Raw genomic sequence first — 22,377 nt, 5'->3', positions numbered from 1 at the left:
GATAAAGATCCAACTTTTTTGAAATGTTTTGAAAATAAAAATTATGACAATATTCTTACGTATTAAATGGTTTAGCGGACTGGTTTTCTTATTTAATTATTATCTCACTAATTATCATGTTGAATTACCATCACTTAGCGTTCCTGATGGCGTGGTGGTGCGCTTTTGGCGTACATTCGGGTTAAGGGAGGGGGTAGGGATTTCGCGGGTAACCGTGTCTTTATCTATATTTATTGTATCAATGTGTTTTTATTGTTTTTTGGCGCTAAAAAATGAGCGTCAACAAAGATAGCGGTAAAAAGTGATAGCAAATCGTGATGATTTATCATGATTGCTAATGCGTTTTTCCTATGGCTCTGGGAGTGAATTTGCGGGGAGTGAGTTGGAGGGCGGGCTGAATATGAGAATTATTCTTGATATCACAGTTATCACCATTACACTGCGGACGATTGTTTTCATCATAGAGACCAGGTTGTTATGGAGTTGCTCCGCATTGTTTACCAACAATACCGTTGGCCATTTCTCGCCGTTATTATTTTAAGTTTACTGAGCGCAGCCTTAGGCATTGGGCTGATTGCCTTTATCAACCTGCAATTGATTGAAACGGTCAATCAATCGTTGAGCGTCTTGCCACAGTTTCTGGGCTTACTGCTGCTTCTTATGGGGGTGACGCTGGTATCGCAACTGGCGTTGACCACGCTCGGGCACCATTTCGTTTATCGCCTGCGCGGGCAATTTATCAAGCGAATTCTGGATACCAACATTGCCCGTATTGAGCAGATTGGGAGTGCGCAATTGCTCGCCAGCCTGTCCAGCGATATCCGCAATATCACCATCGCGTTTGTGCGCCTGCCGGAGCTGATTCAGGGCATTGTGCTGACTATCGGCTCAGCGGCTTATCTGGCGTGGCTCTCTCCAAAAATGCTAGTCGTGACGTCCATCTGGATTGTGATAACCCTCTGGGGCGGATTCATGCTGGTTTCCCGCGTGTACCGCCATCTTACTCAGGTTCGAGAAGCGGAAGACCGCCTTCAGAAAGATTACGAAACCGTGATTAACGGCCGTAAGGAACTGACGCTCAATCGGGAGCGGGCGCAAAAACTGTATGAAGAGGTTTATCAGGCCAATGCGCAAGATTATCGACAGAATGTGATTCGCGCCGACACCTTCCATCTCAGCGCGGTGAACTGGTCGAATATTATGATGCTGGGCGTGATTGGCGCGGTTTTTTTCATGGCAAACAATCTCGGCTGGGCGGATACCAATGTCGCGGCGACTTACTCACTTACGCTGCTTTTTTTACGGACGCCGATGCTTCAGGCTGTTGGTGCACTACCAACATTGTTGAGCGCGCAAGTGGCGTTTAATAAGTTGAAACGTTTTGATTTGGTTGATTATCAGGAATCTTTTTCCTCTGCAATGGCGCCTGCCGATTGGCACACACTGGAACTACGTGACGTGGTGTTTCGTTATGACGATTCCGGCTTTGAAGTTGGGCCAATCAATCTGGTGATAAAGCGCGGCGAGCTGGTGTTTCTCATTGGTGGGAACGGGAGCGGGAAATCGACGCTAGCGATGCTGCTGACAGGGCTTTATACGCCAGTGTCGGGTACGCTGCTGCTGGATAACCATCCCGTTACGCCGGAAACTCGAGGAGATTATCAAAAGCTATTTTCTGCCATTTTTACCGACTTCCACCTGTTCGGACAAATGATGGGGCCGCAGGGAGCGGAGCCGGATACGGCGCTGGTCGATGGCTGGTTGGAGCGCCTAAACATGCAGCATAAGCTGACGCTGGAGAATCATCAGGTGATGAATTTGCAGCTCTCACAAGGGCAGCGTAAGCGTGTAGCACTACTGCTGGCGGTCGCCGAACAGCGCGACATCTTGCTGCTGGATGAATGGGCCGCCGATCAGGATCCGCAATTCCGCCGCGTGTTCTATCTTGAGCTGTTACCGCAGTTGCGCGCATTGGGGAAAACGATTGTGGCGATCAGCCATGACGATCACTACTTTGAACATGCCGACCGACTGCTTGAAATGCATCAGGGTACGCTGTCAGAACTGACGGGTGCCGCGCGTGAACAGGCCTCGCAGGATGCCGTCGCGCAGATTAGCCGCTAGCGCAAGCCAGCGCGGCAAAATGTCGCGCTGTGAGTCATGGCACACCGTTAGCGTGAAGTCTGACGGGCATATATTAATTCGTTGAATTCTGGGGCATTATAAGCGCCAATGTTGGCAGGCTGCCAACAGAGTTGAGGTTTTTTACTTACAGATCAGGCACCTGACGTATCTGGTCTGCCACTTAACTCAATAAGTTGGTATATGTTATGAAAAGGATGTTTAACGCATTATTCGTTGTTGTTTTTGTTTGCTTTTCGTCTCTGGCAAATGCGGCAGAAAATCTACCTAACATTGTCATTCTGGCAACGGGCGGTACGATAGCGGGTTCCGCAGCGGCCAATACGCAAACCACTGGGTATAAAGCTGGTGCGTTGGGCGTAGAGACGCTGATTCAAGCAGTGCCAGAGCTGAAAACGCTTGCCAATATCAAAGGTGAGCAGGTTGCCAGCATCGGCAGTGAAAATATGACCAGCGATGTGTTGCTAACGCTAAGCAAGCGCGTGAACGAGCTGCTGGCACGCAGCGATGTTGATGGCGTGGTCATTACGCACGGTACGGATACGCTCGACGAATCTCCTTATTTTCTGAACCTGACGGTGAAAAGCGACAAGCCAGTCGTCTTTGTTGCTGCGATGCGCCCGGCAACGGCAATCAGTGCCGACGGCCCGATGAATCTGTACGGTGCAGTAAAAGTGGCAGCGGATAAAAACTCCCGCGGTCGTGGTGTGCTGGTTGTATTGAACGACCGTATTGGATCTGCCCGTTTCATCAGCAAAACCAACGCCTCTACGCTGGATACCTTTAAAGCGCCAGAAGAAGGTTATCTGGGCGTGATTATCGGTGACAAAGTTTACTACCAGACTCGTCTGGATAAAGTTCACACCACGCGTTCTGTGTTTGATGTGACCAACATCGATAAACTGCCAGCCGTCGACATTATTTATGGTTATCAGGATGACCCAGAATACATGTATGACGCTTCTATCAAGCACGGCGTAAAAGGCATCGTGTATGCGGGCATGGGCGCAGGTAGCGTATCCAAGCGCGGCGACGCTGGCATCCGCAAAGCGGAAAGCAAAGGCATTGTTGTCGTGCGTTCCAGCCGTACCGGCAGCGGTATCGTCCCACCAGATGCAGGTCAACCTGGTCTGGTTGCCGATTCTCTTAGCCCAGCAAAATCACGTATTCTGCTGATGCTGGCGCTGACAAAAACGACGAACCCAGCGGTGATTCAGGATTACTTCCACGCTTATTAATCGCTTGTGCGGTTTTTTAGTGTGCCAGCCCCGCCTTTAAACGCGGGGCTTTTTATACCCGTCATACTTCAAGCTGCATGTGCGTTGGCGTCGCTACTCGGGCCACTTATGTGGACCTCGCCCCGTTGGGGCCGCTGCAAGCAGCGTTCGAATCTGCCTCTGGCAGACTTGTCAGTCACCCGAATCACTTACTTGAGTAAGCTCATCGGGATGCCCTCGCTCGCCGCGTTACAAGGCTTATGAATAAGCCTTGCCCTATCGGGCCAACGCATTGCGTTGTTCAAAACGCTAGCGTTTTGTCCTGCAACTCGAATTATTTAGGGTATATTTACTGTCATCCCATTTTTACTTTTAGTTATTCAACTTTTCATTCCCACTGAGAAGTCACTTCCCTCTCTGTCGATTTTATCGGTATGATTCAGCCCACGACAAAGCTGGTAATCACCCCCATTTATCTTTGATACCCGAAATAGTTTGAGTTGCGGTACCGCACAACGCGTGTGCAGCTTGATATCGGGCGTAACGGGTGAGTAAAAAAGAAGGATTCGTCATTACATGACACACCCCATTTTTATGGTTGGTGCCAGAGGCTGTGGGAAGACCACCATTGGGCATCAACTGGCGCAGGCGTTGGGATATGACTTTGTCGATACCGACCTGTTTATGCAGCAGACGACCAATATGACGGTCGCTGATGTGGTCGAGCAGGAGGGATGGCATGGTTTCCGCCAGCGTGAAAGTCTGGCGCTTCAGCAGGTGGCGTCTAACCGCTGCATCGTCGCAACAGGCGGCGGAATGGTGCTAGCGGAAGCCAATCGTCGTTTTATGCATGATAAAGGCATCGTTATTTACCTCCACGCGGATGCAGAACTGCTGGCTCAGCGACTGGAAGAAAATCCGCAGGATGACCAGCGACCTACGCTGACAGGTCGTCCCATCGCAGAGGAAATGGCCGACGTACTGGCTGCGCGTGAAGCGCTTTATCGCGGTGTGGCGCATCACGTTATTGATGCGTCGCAGACGCCGGACGCTATTGTGACAAGCGTGTTGAAGGTGCTGCGCTCGTCGGCAGCGTAGGGTAGCAAACGGGAACTGGCAAAATAATCATCAGTCAGTGTTACTGAGCACTAACTTTCAATGAATAGATCGTGACAGTGGCTCAACTCTCCTTTTAAGATGAATTTCATGAATTTTTCGACAATAGGTGCCGCGCTATGCTGAATGTAAATGAGTATTTTGCAGGGAAGGTCAAGTCAATCGGTTTTGAAGGCGACAGCATTGGTCGCGCTAGTGTCGGTGTTATGGATGCGGGTGAATACACGTTTGGAACCGGGCAGCCGGAAGAAATGACTGTGATCACCGGGGCATTGAAAGTACTGTTGCCCGGCGCACCGGATTGGCAGGTTTTCACTCCGGGAGAAACGTTTTTTGTTCCAGGAAAAAGCGAGTTCAATTTACAGGTGGTCGAGCCGACATCTTATTTGTGTAAATACCTGTAATTTCCCCCCTCCTTACCAATAAAAAGAAAGTGGCTTTCCGTTATGAATGGAAAGCCACTTTTTGTTGCCCGCTATTTTTTAGAGTCGACAGACACTTTTCATTTTCCTTTCGTAACACTAATCATTAATTCCATATATGAGTTATTTTGTTTAATTGAGTTTATTAATTAATAATACGAAACAATAGTGAGTTTATTAAGAATTATCCCTGAATTGTTAAAAATCAATGAATAATCAACCTTATCAATAATTTTTTATTATGGAAAATAATAAGTGATTTATTCTTTGTTGTGTCTTTATCGTGGTTTTTTACTTCGGTTTTGTAGCGAGTTATTCATTACTTCTCTTTTTTTACGTAATGACTTGGTTGAACGTATTAATTTTCAAAGCAACTTTTAAGATAAATGACGGCTGTAAAATGTGATCGTACTCAAGTTTTATTTTACTGTGCCGTTATGGATAGTATAACTATTCTACGCAAAGAGTATTTTATGCTGAAAACGACCCGTTCCCGCATTCTTGCGGCCTGTTCGACCATTGTTGTACTTTCACTTGTTATCAATACCTTTCTTAATTACACCATAGCTAATAACGCAAATAAGGAATCGATCCAGAATACGCTTGATGCGGTAGCGACGAGCCACAGTATAGCGGTGAGCGACTGGGTTGCTTCTAAAACGCAGATGATCTCCGCACTGCATGACCGCGCCATTCAGGATGAAGATCCTATTCCGTTGTTTAAACAGATTGTGGCATCTGGCGGGTTCCTGAACGTATACATGGGGTACGCCAATGGTACTGCCAAGTTTGCCGATCCAGGCGGCATTCCTGCTGATTACAACCCTACTATCAGGCCTTGGTATCAGCAGGCAGTGAAAGAAGGCAAGCCGCTGGCAACTGCGCCGTACGTTGATATGGTAACGAATACGCTGGTCGTTTCTTTTGTCGCACCTGTGCTAGAAGGAAGTACGGTCAGAGGCGTAGTCGGCAGTGACGTGACGATGAAAAGCGTGATCGAAAACGTCAAGGCTATCAACCCTAGCCCGGGGAGTTTCGGCGTGTTGATTGACCGTAACGGTACGATCATTGCGCATCCGGATGAAAAACTGACGCTGAAAAATATCACCGACATCGCCCCCGCGATTAATCTGAACGACGTGCTTTCAGCAGATAGCGCCCGCGATGTGGATTTCTCCGGATCGGCAAAGCTGGTATTGGCAAAGCCGATTACCGGCACAAGCTGGTACATGCTGGTGGCACTGGATAAAGCTGAAGCTACCGCAGGCATGCGTTCTCTGCTCTCCACATCGGTCATTACGCTCGTCATCATCGCGCTGTTGGGGACGCTGGTTATCGGCTTCATCATCACGTCAACGCTCAAGCGCCTGCTGCAAATCCGCGACGCAATGGATGATATCAGCAGTGGCAACAACGATCTGACGCAACGTCTGCCGGATGAAGGGCATGATGAAGTGTCACAAATTGCCCGCTCGTTTAATATTTTTGTCGATAAGATCAGCCAGGTAATGGTGCAGATTCGGGATATCAGCGCATCGCTTCAGGTTGCTGCGGATGAAATCTCAGCGGGAAATAACGATCTCTCTGCGCGTACGGAATCTGCGGCGTCGAGTATCCAGCAAACGGCGGCTTCACTAGAAGAAATCTCTGCTGCGGTAACGCAGTCGGCAGGATCTGCGCAACAGGTTAACGCTAAAGCGCTGCTGCTGTCGAAAGATGCCGGTACGGGTGGCAAAGTCGTGTCTGATGTGATTGTCACGATGGAAGAAATCGTGGTCGCGTCGGGCAAAATTGGCGACATTATCGGTGTGATTGATGGCATTGCGTTCCAGACTAACATTTTGGCGCTTAACGCCGCCGTAGAGGCAGCGCGAGCGGGTGAACAGGGCCGTGGCTTCGCTGTTGTCGCGGGTGAAGTTCGCAGCCTTGCACAGCGTAGTGCGCAGGCCGCAAAAGAAATTAAAGAGCTGATTGAAGCGACGGTCTCCAGTGTGACGTCTGGCTCAGTACAGGTTCGTCAGGCCAGCGACAAGATGAATGAAATTGTCGGTGGTGTATCTACGGTGAGCTCGGTGATGTCTGAAATTACGCATGCAGCAGATGAGCAAATGCGTGGCATTAACGAGATCAACAAAGCTGTCGCGCAGTTGGATTCGATGGTGCAACAAAACGCCGCGCTGGTGCAGGAATCTGCTGCCGCCTCGGGTGCGTTGCAATCACAGGCTGAAGAACTGAACTCCGTTGTCGGGGCATTCCGGGTCTAACGGATTCAGTCGCTGATGAGGTATCGCCCGCCGTCTGAACGGCGGCGGGCAATCACCGACTGTATTAACAATCGATCGTATTAACGTTGGGCTTCGCCGCCTAACGCTTCAATCAGATTCGCAATCAATGCAGCCAGCTCGCTGGTCATCAAAATGAAATCGGCATCAAACCGCTGAGCAAAATCTTCCCGATCGATATCGTCATTCTGTTCCCGCAAGGTATCTGAGAACTTCAATCGTTTTACCGAGCCGTCATCAGACAAGACCAGTTGAATGCGTTCCTGCCAGTCCAACGCCAGCTTGGTAACCAGCTTGCCCGCTTCAATATGCACGGCAATTTCATCGCAGACCAAATCCTGTTTTTTACAGCGGATAACGCCACCGTCTTCCAGAATCGCTTTCAGCTCAGCTTCATCCTGTAGCGCAAAACCAGCTGCGGGCTCACCGGAACGAACCCACTCGGTCAGCGTCAGCTCGATGGGATTTTCCATCGTCAGCGGTACAACAGGCAGAGAACCCAGCGTTTTTCGCAGTAGCGCCAGCGTGTCTTCTGCTTTTTTTGCACTGGCGGCATCGACCATAATCAGGCCGTTAACCGTATCGATCCATAGCCAGACCTGGCTGAAACGGCTGAATGCACGTGGCAGCAGGCTGTGCAGCACTTCGTCTTTCAGCGAATCTTTTTCGGTTTTTTTCAGCTTGCGGTGCTGCTCCGCTTCCAGACGTTCAATTTTGGCCTGAAGGGTTTGTTTGATGACGGGAGACGGCAGAATTTTTTCTTCTTTGCGAACGCAGATAACGATTTGCCCATTAACGACGTGCGTTAATGCATCGCTATGCGATCCCATCGGCGATACCCAACCCGTTTTCATCATATCCTGACTGCCGCACGGGGTGAACGCGAAGGCGCTGAGCCGTTTTTCCATTTCATCCGCAGACAAAACGTTATCTTTGGACAGCATGCTGTCACGGCTTAGACGGTAAATCATTAAGTTTTTAAACCACAACATGGTGTTATCCCTGACTGGGCGCGCAGGTCTGCACGCGGGTTTGTAATGTTGCGCGCATGATAACGAATTCGAAGCCGCAATGTGGAATAAAATACCCGGATTCAGAGGAATACCTATCACGCTTTGGATTGCAGTTGATTGGTTTCTCTGGTTATACCCGTCATACTTCAAGCTGCATGTGCGTTGGCCTCGCTCAGTCACCCGAATCACTTACTCAAGTAAGCTCATCGGGATTTCTTCGCTTGCCGCCTGCCTGCAACTCGAATTATTTAGGGTATATATCTATATAAGAAAGTTTTCAGGTCGGTGACAAACTTACTGTTGTAGGACAAGAGCGACCACCGCTCGACCAACTTTGTCAGCGGCCTCATTTCTCGGGGAATCCGAGCCTATTTACCACACGTGGGGGAGACATCATGAGAATCGGTATCGATCTGGGCGGGACGAAAACAGAAGTCATTGCGTTGGATGACGAGGGTCAAGAACGTTTTCGGCAACGTATGCCGACGCCAAGAAATGACTATCCGGAAACCCTGCGGACTATTGTCACACTGGTGGCGATGGCTGAAAAAGCGATCGGCTGCCACGGTAGCGTCGGCGTAGGCATTCCCGGTACGCTGTCGCCGTTTACCGGCAAGGTAAAAAATGCCAACTCCACCTGGCTCAACGGTCAGGCGCTGGATCTCGATCTCGCCACGCTGTTAAATCGACCCGTACGGGTCGCCAATGACGCGAACTGTTTTGCTGTTTCAGAAGCGGTAGACGGTGCTGGAGCTGGGAAGCAGACCGTTTTCGCGGTCATCATTGGCACTGGCTGTGGATCGGGAATTGCGCTGAACGGGCAGGCTCATGTCGGTGGCAACGGTATTGCTGGCGAATGGGGGCATAACCCGTTGCCCTGGATGGATGATGACGAACAGCGCTATCGGCAAACGGTTCCCTGCTACTGCGGCAAGTCTGGCTGCATTGAATCCTTTATTTCCGGTACGGGATTTGCGCTGGATTACCAGCACCTGAGCGGTCAGCCACACAAAGGTGAGGCAATCATTGCCTTAGCGGAGCAGGGTGATGCCATCGCAGAGCTGGCATTGCAGCGCTATGAACATCGTTTGGCAAAATCGCTGGCGCATGTGATTAACCTGCTCGATCCTGACGTGGTGGTTCTTGGCGGTGGAATGAGCAATGTTTCTCGCCTTTATCAGACTGTGCCGGAAAAGATTAAGCAGTGGATCTTCGGCGGCGAGTGCGAAACGCCTGTGCGGCAGGCTATACACGGCGACTCCAGCGGGGTACGCGGAGCCGCCTGGCTATGGCCAAAGACGGAGTAAGGCTAAACGGCGTACTGCGGTGCCAGTCGGCTGACGCCCAGCCCGTTAACTTTCTGCACTTTGATCTGTACCGGAATACGCTCTTTCATGGCTTCGACATGACTGATGACGCCGATGGTTTTACCGGAGGCGTTGAGGTTATCGAGCGCATCTAACGCGATATCCAGCGTTTCGGCATCCAGTGTACCGAAGCCTTCATCCAGAAACAGAGAGTCGATGCTGGCTCTATGGCTGACCAGATCGGATAGCGCCAAAGCCAGCGATAGACTCACCAGAAAACTCTCGCCACCAGATAGTGTTTTTGTATCGCGTTCGGCATCGGCCTGCCAGGTATCCGTCACCAGAAGTTCCAGCTCGCCACCGGGCTTACGTTTTAGCTGATAACGATCGTGCAGGCGTGAAAGCTGGAGATTGGCGAGGTAGATCAGATGATCCAACGTTAGCCCCTGAGCAAATTTGCGGAATTTATCCCCTTTACTCGAACCGATCAGCGAGTTTAACGCATCCCAGTCATCATACATTTGCTGGCTTTGGGCAATCTCGTTAAGCAGGGACTGTTGATTCTCGCGCCGTTCCCGATCGTCAGATAGCTGACGTTGGAATTCTCCCTGTTGCCGCAGGTTGGCTTTCAGCGCTTCGTCCTGTTCTGACAACTGCTGTTGTACCAATTCCTGCGTTGCTTCTTCTGGTAGATATGCAGGCCGTTTTTGTTGCAGCTCAAGTAATGCCTGTTCAGCCTGCTGGTGAAGCGCCGCTGCCTGCTGCAAGCTCTGGTACAGCTTCTCTTTCAATGCTTGTAGGGTCTGCCGTTCCTGTTCATCAAGCAGCGCATTCAGGAAGGCGGTTTCATCAGCAAAAGCACTTTGCTGCAAAGCCTGAGTAAACCGTTCAGTCGCACTATCACGTTGGTGCGTGCTCTGTTCATACTGCTGTTGCGTGCGGGTCAGTTCTCCCGTCAGGCGGCTCAACGTTGTTTCTGCGTGCTGACGTGCCGACTGGGCTAATCGGAGCGTGTTGTCATACTGCTGGCTGGTTCGTTGCAGTTGTTCACGCACATCCGCTGTTTTCCTGTCGCCGAAAAGCGCTAGCCGCGCTTGTTGGCTCGTGTTGAGTGCGTTGTTGTGCTGTTCCAACTGCTGTTGCTGCGCCTGTAGCAGCTGCTTTGCCTCGGTCACGCTGTGATTCAGATGCTGAACATCGCTTTCCAGCGTGGCTAACAGAGGGATTAAGCGAGACTGCTCCTGTTCTTTGGCTTTCCAGTCTTGCCATTCGCTCTCGCGCTCAACCAGCCAGCCATCCTGAGCGTCATCTTCTGGCAAAATAAGACCTGCATTTGCCAGCGTCTGCGTGATTTCCTGAGCGTACTGCGTGAGCTGCTGCTGCACGTTTTGGAGCGACTGGGCAGTTTCTTCCTGTGTAACGCGTAGCGAGGTCTGTTGCTGGGTATTCAACGCAATTTTTTGGTCGAGTTCCCGCAGTAATGTCCCATCATTTGTCAGTGAATCCTTACTTTCCTGCCACTGCTTTTGCTGCTGTTCGCGTACGCTAATCTGCTGGCGAATATCCTGTTCTTCGGCCTCGCGTTGTGCAAACCAGGCAGCAATCGCATCCTGCTGTTCCAGCGTGCAGTTAACTTGTAAGCGCTCACTGACATCTTGCCACTGTTGCAACAGCGTTTGATGTTCGCCATCGTTCTGAGCGATATCCTGTTGCAGCTGTTCCCGCTGCTGCTCTAGCGAGGCCAGCCGTGCCGTCGTATTCGCCAGTTTCGTTGCTAATTGATTTACTTCCAGCTGTAGGGCCGTCAGGCGACGTTGAGTTTCGGATGGTTGCAGCGCCTGATAGCGTTCAATCGCCGGATGCTCAGTCGAACCGCACAACGGGCAAGGATCACCAGCCTGTAACCGTTGCCGTTCAGCTTCCAGCTTAACGATCCGTTCTTCCTGCCGGTACACCGTTTCCAGATCGGTCAGATGCTGGGTGCGTTGCTCGTACTCAGACTGTTGCTGTTTCTTTAAGGCTTCTGACTGGCTGATATGCCCTTGTATCTCATCTTGTCTGATGAGGTGCTGCTGTTTACGGGCGTAAAGACGCTGGAACTGGTCGCTGATTGCCGCGAGCTGTTGGCGTGCGGTTCGCTGGTCGATGAGTTGATGAAACCGCTGGTGCAAGGCGGAAAGTGGCTGCTGTGCTTCTTGATTTTTCAGTGTCTCATCGTGTTGTGTGAACAACTCGCGCGCGGCATCAACGACCGTTTGTTGTTCACGCTGCTGTGCCGCCAGCGTCTCGGCCTCTTGCAGGAGCGCTGTCGACAGCTCGGTGTGCTGTATCTGTTTTTGGCTTAGCTTCTGCTGATCGTCCTGAAGCTGGCGCAACTGCCGAAACTGTGTGCGCCACAGAGGAAGTTGTTCTCCCCACTGCTGATGATGCGCGTGTTGCTGACGGTAAGACTGGATTTGTTCAAGCAGTTGTTTGGCCTGCTGTTGCTCCATCGCGATCTGTGTTTGTTTGCTTTCGTCCGTTTGCAGGCGACGCTGTGTTTTTTCCAGCTCGTCCTGCTGCTGGGCTTTTTGCTGCTCCAACGTGGCAATACGATGATCAAGCGGAACAACCTGTTCGTTGATCAACAACTCTTGTTTCTGACGTTCCTGTTTATGCCCATTAACGTCCTGATCTGCCTTTTCTTCCTGCTGGCGTAACGTTGTCAAAGCCAACTGTTCTGCGCTCTGTTTCTCAGTCAGTTGTTCAATCTGCTGGACGAGCGTAAGGGATTCCTGCCGATTCCGCTCTCGTTCCTGATGTAGCGGCCTCAGTTTTTCTGCCGGTTCGCTGGTGGCTAACTTGTCGAGCTGCGGCTTGGCCTGCTGAATGGCTGATTCGGCGCTCGCGTGTTGTGCCTGCGTGTTGGTGAGCTGCGTTTGCCGCAGCGTCAATTGCTCAAACCAGCGTAGCGTAGTCAGTGCTTGCTCACGCTCGGCGTTGCCCTGTTGCTCTTGCTGGAGCAGCTCGGCAAGCTGTGTTTCTACCTGCTGACGCTGCTCATCGGTCAACAGTTGAATACCTGACGCGCGCGCCTGTAGCGTGCTCAGTGCTACGGTTGCCTGTTTGTGTTTTTCATAGACGCGTTCGGAAATCAGTCCGTAAATATCCGTACCGGTTAGTTCTTCCAGTAGTTCCGCTCTGTCGTCTGCTTTTGCGTTGAGGAACGCGGCAAATTGCCCCTGCGACAACATCATAGATCGTGTAAAACGGCCAAAATCCAGTCCAGTGAGCTGCGTGGTCATCTCTTTCTTATCATTGAGCTTTTCACACAGGATTTTGCCACTTTCAATGAGGGCGAGTTCGGCCTTGGGGGCCTGTAAATTACCATCCGGCGAATTTCTAGCCCGACGCTGGCTCCAGAAGGCGCGATATCCGACGCCTTTAACTTCAAACTCTACTTCGGCGAGACACTCTGCCGTGTTGCGGGTCATCAGATCGTTATTACCAGCGGAAAGTTGACCCAACCGTGGTGTTTCGTGATACAGCGCCAGACAGATGGCATCGAGCAGCGTGGTTTTTCCTGCCCCGGTTGGGCCGGTAATCGCAAATAAGCCGTTGCTGGAAAATGGCTCCTGCGTGAAGTCGATCTTCCATTCGCCTTTCAGCGCGTTGAGATTCTTTAAGCGCAGACTGAGGATTTTCATTTGGCAGACTCGCTATTTTCCAATTCATCAATAACCTGATTAAACAGCGTGCGCACACGCTGTTGGCGACCGTCTTCCATTTCTGTCTCCGTTGCCAGACGACGTTCAAAAACGTCATGCACGCTCAATTCGTTTAGCGTTTCTTTGTCCTGTCGGGTCATCGCCTGCAAACGCTGTTCGCGCGTGCGGCGCAGCAGAAGTACCTCAACGGGCAGGTTCTCGGTCATCGCCTGAACGCGCTTTTGCATGTCGCTCAGATAATCCTGCGTGCTGAGTTCGATACCCAGCCACACGGGTTTATCGCCCTGATAGTTCTCGAAGGCGGACAGCTGTTGTTCAATGTCACTCAGACTGCCTTTAATCAACTGCATCGGCTGGGTTACGGGAATGGGCAGTAGATCTATTTTCGGCGGCGCATCGGGTATAAAACTGACCAGACAAACGGATTTCTCGCTGCCGAGTTCATCAAAACTCAGCGGAATGGGGGAGCCGCTGTAGCGAATGTGCTCACTTTGGGTCACGCGCTGCGGGCGGTGAATATGCCCGAGGGCGATATAATCCGCAGGGGGAAAAGCCTGAGCAGGGAAGGCATCAAGCGTACCAATGTAGATATCGCGCACGGATTCCGAAGCGGTTGCACCAATCGTCGTCAGATGACCGGTTGCAATAATCGGTAGCGGTAAGCCAAGCTCATCGCGTTTTTGGCAAGCCAACTGGTAACACTGCTGGTAATGCGCGGTAATCGCTTCCTGTAGCGCGAGCTGTTTTTCATCACCGGATTGTCCGGCTTTGCTGGTTAGTACATCGCGCGGACGTAAAAAAGGAATCGCACAGAGCAGTGCGCCGGGCTGCCGCTGACGGTTTTCCAGCAGGAGCACCTGCTGGGCAGGATCGTCGCTGGCGCAGGCAATCACCCGCGTATTCAAGCAGGCCAGCAAACCGCGGGATTCATTCAGCATCGCGACGGAATCATGGTTGCCGCCGAGAATGACAAGCTGGCAGCCTGTGCGCTGTAGTTCTACCACGAAGCTATAATACATTTCCCGCGCATAGCTGGGAGGCGAACCGTTATCAAAAATATCGCCTGCGACTATAATGGCATCGACGTGGTGGTGTTCCACCTGAGCGATAAGCCAATGCAGAAAAGCCTGATGCTCAGCAGCGCGGCTTTTGGTATAAAAATATTGCCCTAAATGCCAATCGGCGGTGTGGATAATGCGCATCGTGCTCTCTCGATATTCATGCCGTGCGGCGTTGGATGACGTTGTCATTGTCCATTATGTGAAATGGTGTGTCGTCGCGATGGTGCTTTGTCACCGTAATGCCATGATTATATATAGCAGGGATGACGGCTGTCGCGGTGGAATCAAGAGTTTGGAAAGCGGCTCGAAAAATAGGATGTACGCGCTGTAACATCATGCGACGGAGGGCAGTGCGTTTTTCATAAATCTGTCATAAAACTGACGCATAATGCCTTTCGCCTGCTAACAGCGACGATGATTAACGACAGGATTAACAATGGCAAAACGCATATTAGTCGTGGAAGATGAAGCACCCATTCGTGAAATGGTCTGCTTTGTACTGGAACAAAATGGTTATCAACCCGTTGAAGCCGAAGATTATGACAGCGCGGTAACGCAACTGTCGGAGCCTTTCCCTGAACTGGTGTTATTGGACTGGATGCTGCCAGGAGGTTCGGGCCTGCAATTCATCAAGCATATGAAGCGCGAAGCACTGACGCGTGATATTCCGGTAATGATGTTGACCGCGCGTGGCGAAGAAGAAGACCGCGTGCGTGGGCTTGAAGTGGGGGCGGATGATTACATTACTAAGCCGTTTTCACCCAAAGAATTAGTGGCGCGTATCAAAGCCGTTATGCGCCGAATTTCACCGATGGCGGTGGAAGAAGTGATCGAAATGCGTGGCCTGAGCCTCGACCCTTCGTCGCATCGTGTGACGACCGAAGAGCACGCCTTGGATATGGGGCCGACGGAATTTAAATTGCTGCATTTCTTTATGACGCATCCTGAACGTGTTTATAGCCGGGAGCAGTTGCTGAATCACGTTTGGGGCACTAACGTTTATGTTGAAGATCGTACTGTCGACGTCCATATTCGTCGCCTGCGTAAAGCGCTGGAAACCAGCGGACATGACAAAATGGTGCAAACCGTTCGGGGAACGGGCTACCGTTTTTCAACGCGTTACTGAGGTGGTCGTAACCGGAGAAACACTAACGTGCTAGAACGTTTATCCTGGAAAAGGCTGGCATTGGAGCTAGCTTTTTTTTGTTTACCCGCGCTACTGCTGGGGCTGATTTTTGGCTATCTGCCCTGGTTTCTGCTGGTCGCCGTTTTAGGCCTGCTTTGCTGGAATTTTTATAACCAGCTCAAACTTTCTTATTGGCTGTGGGTTGACCGCAGTATGACGCCGCCGCCCGGTCGCTGGAGCTGGGAGCCGCTGTTTTACGGGCTCTATCAGATGCAGTTGCGTAACCGACGCCGACGCCGGGAACTGGCGCTCCTGATCAAACGGTTTCGCAGCGGTGCTGAATCCTTGCCGGATGCCGTGGTGATCACCACCGAAGAGGGGACGATCTTCTGGTGTAACCATCTGGCGCAGCACCTGCTCAATTTCCGCTGGCCGGAAGATAACGGTCAGAATATCCTCAACTTATTGCGCTATCCTGAATTTACGAATTACATGAAAGGACAGGATTTTAGCCGTCCTCTCACGCTGCAATTGAATAATTCCCACCATGTTGAATTCCGCGTGATGCCTTATTCTGAAGGGCAGCTGCTGATGGTGGTGCGTGATATTACGCAAATGCACCAGCTCGAAGGGGCCAGACGTAACTTTTTTGCCAATGTAAGTCATGAGCTGAGAACCCCGCTGACGGTGTTGCAGGGCTATCTGGAAATGATGCAGGAAGAAACGCTGGATGCGGCGCTACGCGGGAAAGCGTTGAGTACCATGCAGGAGCAGACCCGACGCATGGACGGGCTGGTCAAACAACTGCTGACGTTGTCCCGCATTGAAGCGGCGACGGCGATCGATCTGAATGAAAAAGTCGATATTCCACTGATGCTGCGCGTGTTGCAGCGTGAAGCGCAGACCCTGAGTCAGGGGCGTCATGAAATCGTCTTTCGTGTGAATGAAAATCTCCGTGTGTTTGGCAACGAAGAACAGCTGCGCAGCGCGGTATCTAATCTGGTGTATAACGCGGTCAACCATACGCCAGAGGGAACACGTATCGAAGTCTGCTGGCAGAAGATCCCACAAGGTGCGCAATTTCAGGTCAGCGATAACGGGCCGGGGATTGCCGCCGAGCATTTGCCGCGTCTGACTGAACGTTTTTATCGCGTGGATAAAGCGCGCTCGCGACAGACGGGTGGCAGCGGGCTGGGGCTAGCGATTGTTAAGCATGCGCTTAGCCATCATGATTCCCGTTTGGAAATCATGAGTGAGGATGGTCTGGGGTCACGTTTTGTCTTTACGTTGCCGAATCGGTTGATTGTCCCTACCTCTCTGGCTGAAAATACGGTGAAACCTTCAGCCTGACGGAAAATGCTATCCATGAAATCCGCCATACGTATTGCGAGCGCTTTTTTATTGCTGTTCAGCGCGTTTTGCTTCGCGCAGCCTCGCCAGATGCTGGCGGGTAACCTCTCCAGCGCGGGGTCGGATACGCTGGCTAACCTGATGGCCTTTTGGGCGGCGGATTTCAGCCAGCATTATCCGAACGTGAATTTACAGATTCAGGCCGCAGGGTCATCCTCCGCGCCAACGTCTCTGGCATCAGGAGCCGCGCAGCTTGGGCCAATGAGCCGGGCGATGAAGGCCAGCGAAATTGAGGCGTTCGTCCAGCATTATGGCTATCCGCCGCTGGCTGTGCCGGTGGCAATGGATGCGCTGGTTGTGTTGGTTAATCAGGATAACCCTCTGTCAGGGCTGAATTTGTCACAGCTGGACGCTATCTTTTCGATTACGCAGCGTTGCGGTAACCATCAGCCGATAAAACACTGGGGCGATCTTGGGCTACGCGGCAGTTGGGAAAAGCGCACGCTACTGCGCTATGGGCGCAATTCAGCATCGGGAACCTATGGGTTCTTTAAGCAAAAAGCGTTATGCCGCGGCGATTTCCTTCCTCAAGTCAATGAGCTGCCCGGTTCGGCGTCCGTTGTGCAGGCGGTTGCTGCATCAACCGATGCGATCGGCTATGCCAGCGTGGGTTTTCGTTCCAGCGGTGTAAAAATGCTGCCACTCGCCGCGCAAGGCACCGACTACATTTATCCTTCTACTGAAAATATTCGCAGTGGTTTGTATCCCTACACCCGTTATCTCTACATCTATGTCAACAAAGCTCCCGGACAACCGCTGGAGGCGCTGACGGCGGCATTTTTGGCACGCGTGCTGTCCGAAACGGGACAATCGCTGGTGAATCAGGATGGCTATTTGCCGCTGCCGGAAGAAACGCGTCGTCAGGCGCGTCAACAGATTGGCCTGCCTGAATAATTCCTCTTCCCATCATGAATTTGCGCTATTTTCACGCTACATGAATTTTATTCACGTGATGTGAAAATTCTTCTATTGCCCCGCGATTCGCCACGTGACAGGATAGTTTTAAATTTAGACGTCCAGATGGCTAAATAAGATTAAATGTAACTATCCCTCTGGGTAAATATTTCATATTGAAACTATCTGTCAGCACGCTTCTTTCCTGAAAGTGAGTGCTGACAACATGTCAGGAGCGACATATGGCGAACACCTTATCCCCTTTCCGTGCCGATATCGTCGGCAGTTTCTTGCGTCCGGCTGCGATTAAGCAGGCGCGTCTTCAGCATCAGGCGGGCGAGATTGATGATGTCGCGCTGCGGAATATTGAAGATCGTGAGATTCTGCGGGTGGTAGAAAAGCAGCGTGAAGCTGGCTTGCAGGTTGTGACGGACGGTGAGTTGCGCCGTGCATGGTGGCACTTTGACTTCTTTGCCGATTTGCACGGTGTAGAACGCTATGAAGCCGATCAGGGTATTCAATTCAACGGTATTCAGACCAAATCCCATGCGATTCGTGTCGTGGATAAAGTGAGTTTTAACCCTCAGCACCCGATGCTCGATCATTTCCGCTACCTGAACAGCATTTCTGGCGATGCAGTCGCTAAAATGACGATTCCTAGCCCGAGCGTGATGCATTTCCGCGGTGGACGAAAAGCGATTGATGCGACGGTTTATCCCGATCTAGCCGACTACTTCGACGATCTGGCGCAAACCTGGCGCGATGCGATTCACGCATTTTATGATGCAGGCTGTCGCTTCCTGCAACTGGATGACACCGTGTGGGCCTACCTGTGCTCTGACGATCAAAAACGCCAGATCCGTGAACGTGGTGAAGATCCTGCGCAGCTGGCACGTACCTATGCCGACGTACTGAATAAAGCACTGGCTGATAAACCTGCCGATCTGGTTATCGGTTTGCACGTTTGTCGTGGCAATTTCCGTTCGACCTGGATTTCTGAAGGCGGATATGAGCCTGTTGCAGAAATTCTGTTTGGGGAAGTGAATGTCGATGCATTCTTCCTGGAATACGATACTGAGCGAGCGGGTGGGTTTGAGCCGCTGCGTTTTGTTAAGCCGGGCCATCAGCAGGTTGTGCTGGGACTGATCACCACGAAGAACGGCGAGCTGGAAGAGGCTGAAGTCGTACAGGCGCGTATCGCGGAAGCGGCAAAATATGTCGATCTCAGCCAGATTTGTCTGAGCCCGCAGTGTGGCTTTGCTTCAACGGAAGAGGGCAACAGCCTGACGGAAGATCAGCAGTGGAATAAGTTGAAGCTTGTCGTGGATATCGCCAATCGCGTCTGGTGACACCGATGAGGTAACCTTATTCCTATAATGGATATACAGAGGCTGGATCATGCGATCCGGCCTTTTTTGTGGCCGTTATCCTGCTTTCTACCTGCGACGTTTTTGTGCAATATGTTTTTTTTATGATCGAACGACGCATTTTATGCCATATTTTGTCAGTTTTATTGCAATGAAATATCGATAAATGCGCAAATCATGTGTTATGCAAATCATGATAAACCAATTTATATTCTTATTTTTTAGTGTAAATAGGCTAGATACTCTGGTTTTTGGATCTCCGCTTGTCTTTTTACGCTATAAACGGTTTACTTAGCACCCAATATGGCTGTGCAAAAAATAACTCCTCTATGCTCACCATCTTTCGCGTCGACAGAGTGTTGGCACCATGCTTCGTGCTACCCGTTTGCGAACGGCTTCTGCGGCGATAAACGACACGATTTTCTTTTTATCGATTTGATACAGGCAACACGACATCACTATGAGTCATCGTTTAACTTCCAAAGATATTGTGGCATTAGGTTTTATGACCTTTGCTTTATTCGTGGGGGCAGGAAATATTATTTTCCCGCCTATGGTGGGATTGCAGGCTGGAGAGCACGTTTGGACTGCGGCAATCGGCTTCTTGTTGACGGCGGTTGGCCTACCTGTGCTGACTGTCATCGCTCTTGCCCGAGTCGGCGGCGGCGTTGATGCGCTAAGCTCGCCAATTGGCAAAAAGGCCGGTGTGGTCTTGGCGACCGTGTGCTATCTGGCTGTCGGGCCGCTGTTCGCGACGCCGCGCACGGCAACCGTTTCATTTGAAGTCGGTCTGGCTCCTTTGGTCGGTAACGGGGCGGCTCCACTTCTCATTTACAGCCTGATCTACTTTGCTATCGTCATCGGCATTTCTCTGTATCCAGGCAAACTGCTGGATACGGTCGGCCATGTGCTGGCGCCGTTGAAGATTATTGCTTTGGCGGTACTGGGTATTGCTGCGGTGCTGTGGCCTGCGGGCACGCCGATTCCTGCAACAGAAGCATATGAGCATCTGCCGTTCTCCAATGGCTTCGTTAACGGCTATCTGACGATGGATACGCTGGGTGCGATGGTCTTTGGTATCGTGATCGTCAATGCGGCACGTTCGCGTGGAGTGACGAGTTCAGTGCTGCTGACGCGTTACACCGTGTGGGCTGGGTTAATTGCGGGCATTGGTCTGACACTGGTCTATTTGAGCCTGTTCCAGCTCGGTTCTGTCAGCGGTGAACTGGCGCCGCAGGCACTGAATGGGGCTGAGATTCTCCACGCTTATGTGCAACACACGTTCGGTAACATGGGAAGCAGCTTCCTAGCGTTGTTAATCTTTATCGCGTGTCTGGTGACGGCGGTGGGGTTGACCTGTGCGTGTGCTGAATTCTTTGCACAATATCTGCCGCTGTCCTATCGCACGCTGGTATTTGTTCTCGGGGCGTTCTCAATGGTGGTGTCCAACCTTGGATTGAGTCACCTGATTCAACTTTCCATTCCTGTGCTGACGGCAATTTATCCACCGTGTATCATTCTGGTTTTACTGAGTTTTACGCTGCGTTGGTGGAATAGCGCTTCACGTATTGTAGCCCCCGTCATGCTAGTCAGTCTGTTATTTGGCATGATTGATGGTATAAAATCGTCGGCTTTCAAATCGTTGTTGCCAGAGTGGAGCCTCAACCTGCCGCTGAGTGAGCAAGGGTTGGCCTGGCTGCCACCGTCACTGCTGGTTTTACTGGTTGCAGTGATTTACGACAGACTGTGTGGTCGTCAGGAAGTTACGGTACATCAATAATATCGTTCATACCTGATCGCGCTGGGGTGGTAGGGATATCCTACTGTTCCAGCACAGCGTTGGGTTTCTGCACCACAGGTATTTGCCTGTGGTTTTTCTTTTTGTAAGTTTTTTTTTATAAGACAGGGTTGCTTATCAATGGAACAACCATCCTCCAAGCTCAAGCGTGGGTTAAGCACGCGGCATATCCGCTTTATCGCCCTTGGTTCGGCGATCGGAACCGGTCTGTTTTATGGTTCCGCTAGCGCGATCCAAATGGCTGGCCCCAGTGTATTGCTGGCATATCTGATCGGTGGGATTGTCGCGTATATCATCATGCGCGCACTGGGCGAAATGTCGGTGCATAACCCGCAATCCAGCTCTTTTTCTCGCTATGCGCAGGATTATCTCGGGCCGTTGGCGGGGTATGTCACTGGCTGGACCTACTGCTTTGAGATGCTGATTGTCGCCATTGCTGATGTGACCGCGTTTGGCATTTACATGGGCGTCTGGTTTCCTGCTGTGCCGCACTGGGTATGGGTCTTGAGCGTGGTGCTTATCATTGGTGCCATCAACCTGATGAATGTGAAAGCCTTTGGCGAACTGGAGTTTTGGCTCTCTTTCTTCAAAGTGGCCACCATAATCATCATGATTGCTGCCGGGATCGGCATTATTATCTGGGGCATTGGCAACGGTGGCGAGCCCACCGGCATCCATAATCTGTGGACTAATGGCGGGTTCTTCAGTAACGGGGTGATGGGGATGATTCTATCGCTACAACTCGTGATGTTTGCGTATGGCGGCGTGGAGATCATCGGGATCACCGCTGGTGAGGCCAAAGACCCGCATAAATCCATCCCTCGCGCGATTAACTCTGTACCGTGGCGTATTCTGGTGTTCTATGTCGGCACGCTGTTCGTCATTATGTCGATTTACCCGTGGAATCAGGTAGGCACCAACGGGAGCCCGTTCGTACTGACGTTCCAGCATATGGGTATTACAGCGGCGGCCGGCATTCTGAACTTTGTTGTGATTACCGCTTCGCTGTCGGCAATTAACAGTGATGTCTTCGGCGTAGGCCGTATGCTGCACGGGATGGCAGAGCAGGGTCATGCACCGAAGGTGTTTAGCCGTGTTTCCAAACGTGGTATCCCGTGGGTAACGGTCGTTGTGATGATGATGGCGCTGCTGGTGGCGGTGTACCTGAATTATATTATGCCTGGCAAAGTGTTCCTGGTGATTGCGTCACTGGCCACCTTTGCGACGGTGTGGGTGTGGATCATGATTCTGTTCTCTCAGATCGCATTCCGCCGCCGCCTGAGCCCTGATGAAGTGAAGGCATTGGCATTCCCGCTACGTGGTGGTATCGCGACCTCCGTGTTCGGTATCGTCTTCTTATTCTTCATCATCGGTTTGATTGGCTACTTCCCGGATACCCGCATATCACTGTATGTCGGCATCGTCTGGATATTGGTGCTTTTAGTGGGCTATGTCTGGAAGAAAAAGCGTCAGAGCGCGGTGGCTGCACAGAATTAAGCTAGCCGCTTGCTATCA

At 51.4% G+C, this 22,377-nt stretch carries 15 protein-coding genes; 12 read left to right on the top strand and 3 right to left on the bottom strand.

The window, feature by feature from the left end; genetic code table 11:
- The first annotated feature begins 477 nt into the window (after positions 1 to 477).
- The 5 genes from DUT67_RS16775 to DUT67_RS16755 all read left to right on the top strand — a co-directional run bounded on the left by DUT67_RS16775 (position 478) and on the right by DUT67_RS16755 (position 7,161).
- Complete coding sequence (locus tag DUT67_RS16775) at positions 478 to 2,124, top strand: multidrug ABC transporter permease/ATP-binding protein (protein WP_113632019.1); 1,647 nt, start codon at positions 478 to 480, stop codon at positions 2,122 to 2,124.
- A 206-nt stretch (positions 2,125 to 2,330) separates the two neighbouring features.
- Positions 2,331 to 3,380, top strand: a complete 1,050-nt coding sequence (locus DUT67_RS16770; RefSeq protein WP_189339482.1) for a type II asparaginase — start codon at positions 2,331 to 2,333, stop codon at positions 3,378 to 3,380.
- Between the two features lie 555 nt (positions 3,381 to 3,935).
- Positions 3,936 to 4,457 (top strand): shikimate kinase AroL, encoded by a 522-nt coding sequence (aroL, locus tag DUT67_RS16765; protein ID WP_048259097.1) that lies wholly within the window; start codon positions 3,936 to 3,938, stop codon positions 4,455 to 4,457.
- Positions 4,458 to 4,594: 137 nt separating this feature from the next.
- Positions 4,595 to 4,879 carry a pyrimidine/purine nucleoside phosphorylase gene (ppnP, locus tag DUT67_RS16760; protein ID WP_005975968.1) on the top strand — a complete coding sequence of 95 codons (285 nt, stop codon included), beginning with the start codon at positions 4,595 to 4,597 and terminating at the stop codon, positions 4,877 to 4,879.
- A gap of 491 nt (positions 4,880 to 5,370) precedes the next feature.
- Positions 5,371 to 7,161 (top strand): methyl-accepting chemotaxis protein, encoded by a 1,791-nt coding sequence (locus DUT67_RS16755; RefSeq protein WP_113627202.1) that lies wholly within the window; start codon positions 5,371 to 5,373, stop codon positions 7,159 to 7,161.
- A gap of 80 nt (positions 7,162 to 7,241) precedes the next feature.
- Here the strand turns inward: DUT67_RS16755 and rdgC are convergent, their stop codons facing one another.
- On the bottom strand, positions 7,242 to 8,171 hold the full coding sequence (rdgC, locus tag DUT67_RS16750) for a recombination-associated protein RdgC (protein WP_048259099.1): 930 nt from the start codon (positions 8,169 to 8,171) through the stop codon (positions 7,242 to 7,244).
- Positions 8,172 to 8,587: 416 nt separating this feature from the next.
- Here rdgC and mak point away from each other — a divergent pair, with 416 nt between their 5' ends.
- Positions 8,588 to 9,499, top strand: a complete 912-nt coding sequence (gene mak / locus DUT67_RS16745; RefSeq protein WP_113632016.1) for a fructokinase — start codon at positions 8,588 to 8,590, stop codon at positions 9,497 to 9,499.
- A 2-nt stretch (positions 9,500 to 9,501) separates the two neighbouring features.
- On the opposite strand, the gene DUT67_RS16740 is transcribed toward mak, so the two are convergent.
- The gene (locus tag DUT67_RS16740; protein ID WP_113632015.1) at positions 9,502 to 13,185 is read right to left on the bottom strand and encodes an SbcC/MukB-like Walker B domain-containing protein; all 3,684 of its coding nucleotides are present in this window, start codon (positions 13,183 to 13,185) and stop codon (positions 9,502 to 9,504) included.
- Positions 13,182 to 14,408 carry an exonuclease subunit SbcD gene (gene sbcD, locus DUT67_RS16735; RefSeq protein WP_113632014.1) on the bottom strand — a complete coding sequence of 409 codons (1,227 nt, stop codon included), beginning with the start codon at positions 14,406 to 14,408 and terminating at the stop codon, positions 13,182 to 13,184. Before sbcD ends, DUT67_RS16740 begins: the two co-directional genes overlap by 4 nt.
- Positions 14,409 to 14,703: 295 nt before the next feature.
- Here sbcD and phoB point away from each other — a divergent pair, with 295 nt between their 5' ends.
- The 6 genes from phoB to proY all read left to right on the top strand — a co-directional run bounded on the left by phoB (position 14,704) and on the right by proY (position 22,359).
- On the top strand, positions 14,704 to 15,393 hold the full coding sequence (phoB, locus tag DUT67_RS16730) for a phosphate response regulator transcription factor PhoB (protein WP_005975981.1): 690 nt from the start codon (positions 14,704 to 14,706) through the stop codon (positions 15,391 to 15,393).
- A gap of 27 nt (positions 15,394 to 15,420) precedes the next feature.
- The gene (gene phoR / locus DUT67_RS16725; protein WP_048259103.1) at positions 15,421 to 16,743 is read left to right on the top strand and encodes a phosphate regulon sensor histidine kinase PhoR; all 1,323 of its coding nucleotides are present in this window, start codon (positions 15,421 to 15,423) and stop codon (positions 16,741 to 16,743) included.
- Between the two features lie 15 nt (positions 16,744 to 16,758).
- Positions 16,759 to 17,697, top strand: a complete 939-nt coding sequence (locus tag DUT67_RS16720; RefSeq protein WP_113632013.1) for a PstS family phosphate ABC transporter substrate-binding protein — start codon at positions 16,759 to 16,761, stop codon at positions 17,695 to 17,697.
- Positions 17,698 to 17,939: 242 nt separating this feature from the next.
- Positions 17,940 to 19,046, top strand: coding sequence for a cobalamin-independent methionine synthase II family protein (locus DUT67_RS16715; RefSeq protein ID WP_048259105.1), 1,107 nt, complete (start codon positions 17,940 to 17,942; stop codon positions 19,044 to 19,046).
- Positions 19,047 to 19,524: 478 nt separating this feature from the next.
- Positions 19,525 to 20,844, top strand: coding sequence for a branched-chain amino acid transport system II carrier protein (brnQ, locus tag DUT67_RS16710; protein WP_048259106.1), 1,320 nt, complete (start codon positions 19,525 to 19,527; stop codon positions 20,842 to 20,844).
- A 138-nt stretch (positions 20,845 to 20,982) separates the two neighbouring features.
- Positions 20,983 to 22,359, top strand: coding sequence for a proline-specific permease ProY (proY, locus tag DUT67_RS16705; RefSeq protein WP_113627195.1), 1,377 nt, complete (start codon positions 20,983 to 20,985; stop codon positions 22,357 to 22,359).
- The last annotated feature ends 18 nt before the right edge of the window (positions 22,360 to 22,377 follow it).

Source organism: Pectobacterium peruviense (assembly GCF_003312355.2).
Lineage (GTDB): Bacteria > Pseudomonadota > Gammaproteobacteria > Enterobacterales > Enterobacteriaceae > Pectobacterium > Pectobacterium peruviense.
This window is presented reverse-complemented; position numbering and strand designations above follow the sequence as displayed.

Coding starts and splice junctions, on each gene's coding strand:
- DUT67_RS16755 (WP_113627202.1), top strand. CDS start 5,371: ATGCTGAAAACGACCCGTTCCCGCATTCTTGCGGCCTGTTCGACCATT.
- ppnP (WP_005975968.1), top strand. CDS start 4,595: ATGCTGAATGTAAATGAGTATTTTGCAGGGAAGGTCAAGTCAATCGGT.
- rdgC (WP_048259099.1), bottom strand. CDS start 8,171: ATGTTGTGGTTTAAAAACTTAATGATTTACCGTCTAAGCCGTGACAGC.
- DUT67_RS16770 (WP_189339482.1), top strand. CDS start 2,331: ATGAAAAGGATGTTTAACGCATTATTCGTTGTTGTTTTTGTTTGCTTT.
- DUT67_RS16715 (WP_048259105.1), top strand. CDS start 17,940: ATGGCGAACACCTTATCCCCTTTCCGTGCCGATATCGTCGGCAGTTTC.
- aroL (WP_048259097.1), top strand. CDS start 3,936: ATGACACACCCCATTTTTATGGTTGGTGCCAGAGGCTGTGGGAAGACC.
- phoB (WP_005975981.1), top strand. CDS start 14,704: ATGGCAAAACGCATATTAGTCGTGGAAGATGAAGCACCCATTCGTGAA.
- proY (WP_113627195.1), top strand. CDS start 20,983: ATGGAACAACCATCCTCCAAGCTCAAGCGTGGGTTAAGCACGCGGCAT.
- sbcD (WP_113632014.1), bottom strand. CDS start 14,408: ATGCGCATTATCCACACCGCCGATTGGCATTTAGGGCAATATTTTTAT.
- brnQ (WP_048259106.1), top strand. CDS start 19,525: ATGAGTCATCGTTTAACTTCCAAAGATATTGTGGCATTAGGTTTTATG.
- mak (WP_113632016.1), top strand. CDS start 8,588: ATGAGAATCGGTATCGATCTGGGCGGGACGAAAACAGAAGTCATTGCG.
- DUT67_RS16720 (WP_113632013.1), top strand. CDS start 16,759: ATGAAATCCGCCATACGTATTGCGAGCGCTTTTTTATTGCTGTTCAGC.
- DUT67_RS16775 (WP_113632019.1), top strand. CDS start 478: ATGGAGTTGCTCCGCATTGTTTACCAACAATACCGTTGGCCATTTCTC.
- DUT67_RS16740 (WP_113632015.1), bottom strand. CDS start 13,185: ATGAAAATCCTCAGTCTGCGCTTAAAGAATCTCAACGCGCTGAAAGGC.